Origin of the sequence: Sporosarcina sp. SG10008, assembly GCF_044569405.1 — a bacterium.
Lineage (GTDB): Bacteria > Bacillota > Bacilli > Bacillales_A > Planococcaceae > Sporosarcina > Sporosarcina psychrophila.
In genome coordinates, this window is record NZ_CP172607.1 from 3,962,501 (window position 1) to 3,965,000 (window position 2,500).

A 2,500-nucleotide genomic window follows, 5' to 3' on the forward strand; every position below is an offset into this window, starting at 1 on the left:
TTCAAGGTTCATAAGTGGAGCCTAGCGGGATCGAACCGCTGACCTCCTGCGTGCAAGGCAGGCGCTCTCCCAGCTGAGCTAAGGCCCCAATATAATTGAGGATTATTTAAACAAAAAAATCATTTAAAAATCTTAATGGTCGGGAAGACAGGATTCGAACCTGCGACCCCTTGGTCCCAAACCAAGTGCTCTACCAAGCTGAGCTACGTCCCGAAGAATTATAAAGTTTAAAAATATAATGGTGCGCCCGGCAGAAGTCGAATCCACAACCTCCTGATCCGTAGTCAGGTGCTCTATCCAATTGAGCTACGAGCGCATATAATAATAGTGTTAAATGAAAATTGGTATTTGGTGCCGAGAACCGGAATCGAACCGGTACGGTAGTCACCTACCGCAGGATTTTAAGTCCTGTGCGTCTGCCAGTTCCGCCACCCCGGCATGTAAATGGAGCGGAAGACGGGATTCGAACCCGCGACCCCGACCTTGGCAAGGTCGTATTCTACCACTGAACTACTTCCGCATTATAAGTGCGGGTAAAGGGAGTCGAACCCCCACGCCCGAAGGCACTAGATCCTAAGTCTAGCGCGTCTGCCAGTTCCGCCATACCCGCAATATAAAATTATAACTGAAAAGTCATAAAAATGGTGAGCCATGCAGGATTCGAACCTGCGACCCTCTGATTAAAAGTCAGATGCTCTACCAACTGAGCTAATGGCTCGAAAAGTGGTGCCGGAGAAAGGACTTGAACCCTCAACCTACTGATTACAAGTCAGTTGCTCTACCAGTTGAGCTACTCCGGCTAATAAATTTCGCTATAAAATAATATGGTGGAGGATGACGGGATCGAACCGCCGACCCCCTGCTTGTAAGGCAGGTGCTCTCCCAGCTGAGCTAATCCTCCTGGGTATAAGTTAGACAATAATAAACTACTTGTCCTTTTGAACATCTATGTAATGAATGTACAAGCCCGGCGACGTCCTACTCTCACAGGGGGAAACCCCCAACTACCATCGGCGCTGAAGAGCTTAACTTCCGTGTTCGGGATGGGAACGGGTGTGACCTCTTCGCAATCGTCACCAGACTCTTGTCATCTTTCTCAAGAGACATTATTCATTATATCATATAGGCAATATAATTGCAAGTACTTTTTTTATGAACGGTACTTATTCGCTCAAAACTGAATAAAACAGACATTGTGCTACACAGAATCAGGGTAATCAAGCCCTTTTCAAAATTGGTTAAGTCCTCGATCGATTAGTATCCGTCAGCTCCACACGTCGCCGTGCTTCCACCCCAGACCTATCAACCTCATCTTCTTTGAGGGATCTTACTTACTTGCGTAATGGGAAATCTCATCTCGAGGGGGGCTTCATGCTTAGATGCTTTCAGCATTTATCCCGTCCATACATAGCTACCCAGCGATGCCTTTGGCAAGACAACTGGTACACCAGAGGTATGTCCATCCCGGTCCTCTCGTACTAAGGACAGCTCCTCTCAAATTTCCTGCGCCCGCGACGGATAGGGACCGAACTGTCTCACGACGTTCTGAACCCAGCTCGCGTACCGCTTTAATGGGCGAACAGCCCAACCCTTGGGACCGACTACAGCCCCAGGATGCGATGAGCCGACATCGAGGTGCCAAACCTCCCCGTCGATGTGGACTCTTGGGGGAGATAAGCCTGTTATCCCCGGGGTAGCTTTTATCCGTTGAGCGATGGCCCTTCCATGCGGAACCACCGGATCACTAAGCCCGTCTTTCGACCCTGCTCGACTTGTAGGTCTCGCAGTCAAGCTCCCTTATGCCTTTGCACTCTACGAATGATGTCCAACCATTCTGAGGGAACCTTTGGGCGCCTCCGTTACTCTTTAGGAGGCGACCGCCCCAGTCAAACTGCCCGCCTGACACTGTCTCCTGCCCCGATAAGGGGCATGGGTTAGAAGTCCAATACAGCCAGGGTAGTATCCCACCAACGCCTCATCCGAAGCTAGCGCTCCGGAATCCAAGGCTCCTACCTATCCTGTACAGGCTGCACCGGAATTCAATATCAGGTTACAGTAAAGCTCCACGGGGTCTTTCCGTCCTGTCGCGGGTAACCTGCATCTTCACAGGTATTATAATTTCACCGAGTCTCTCGTTGAGACAGTGCCCAGATCGTTACGCCTTTCGTGCGGGTCGGAACTTACCCGACAAGGAATTTCGCTACCTTAGGACCGTTATAGTTACGGCCGCCGTTTACTGGGGCTTCAATTCGAAGCTTCGCTTGCGCTGACCTCTCCTCTTAACCTTCCAGCACCGGGCAGGCGTCAGCCCCTATACTTCACCTTGCGGTTTTGCAGAGACCTGTGTTTTTGCTAAACAGTCGCCTGGGCCTATTCACTGCGGCTCTCTCGGGCTTTAACACCCTACCAGAGCACCCCTTCTCCCGAAGTTACGGGGTCATTTTGCCGAGTTCCTTAACGAGAGTTCTCTCGATCACCTTAGGATTCTCTCCTCGCCTAC

Annotated in this window: 9 tRNA genes and 2 rRNA genes (1 of these 11 only partly in view); all 11 read right to left on the reverse strand. The window is 50.5% G+C overall.

Features of this window, described 5'->3' with window-relative positions:
• Nucleotides 1–15: 15 nt before the first annotated feature.
• Nucleotides 16–88, reverse strand: a tRNA-Ala gene (locus tag ACGLYD_RS18635).
• Between the two features lie 48 nt (nucleotides 89–136).
• A tRNA-Pro gene (locus ACGLYD_RS18640) sits at nucleotides 137–213 on the reverse strand.
• 26 nt (nucleotides 214–239) lie between these two features.
• Nucleotides 240–316, reverse strand: a tRNA-Arg gene (locus tag ACGLYD_RS18645).
• 33 nt (nucleotides 317–349) lie between these two features.
• Nucleotides 350–438: transfer RNA gene (locus tag ACGLYD_RS18650), tRNA-Leu, on the reverse strand.
• 7 nt (nucleotides 439–445) lie between these two features.
• Nucleotides 446–520 (reverse strand) — tRNA-Gly (locus ACGLYD_RS18655).
• 8 nt (nucleotides 521–528) lie between these two features.
• Nucleotides 529–610, reverse strand: a tRNA-Leu gene (locus tag ACGLYD_RS18660).
• Nucleotides 611–642: 32 nt separating this feature from the next.
• A tRNA-Lys gene (locus ACGLYD_RS18665) sits at nucleotides 643–718 on the reverse strand.
• Nucleotides 719–724: 6 nt separating this feature from the next.
• Nucleotides 725–800 (reverse strand) — tRNA-Thr (locus tag ACGLYD_RS18670).
• A 25-nt stretch (nucleotides 801–825) separates the two neighbouring features.
• A tRNA-Val gene (locus ACGLYD_RS18675) sits at nucleotides 826–901 on the reverse strand.
• A gap of 64 nt (nucleotides 902–965) precedes the next feature.
• Nucleotides 966–1,081, reverse strand: a 5S ribosomal RNA gene (rrf, locus tag ACGLYD_RS18680).
• A 153-nt stretch (nucleotides 1,082–1,234) separates the two neighbouring features.
• A 23S ribosomal RNA gene (locus ACGLYD_RS18685) occupies nucleotides 1,235–2,500 on the reverse strand (it continues 1,666 nt past the right edge of the window).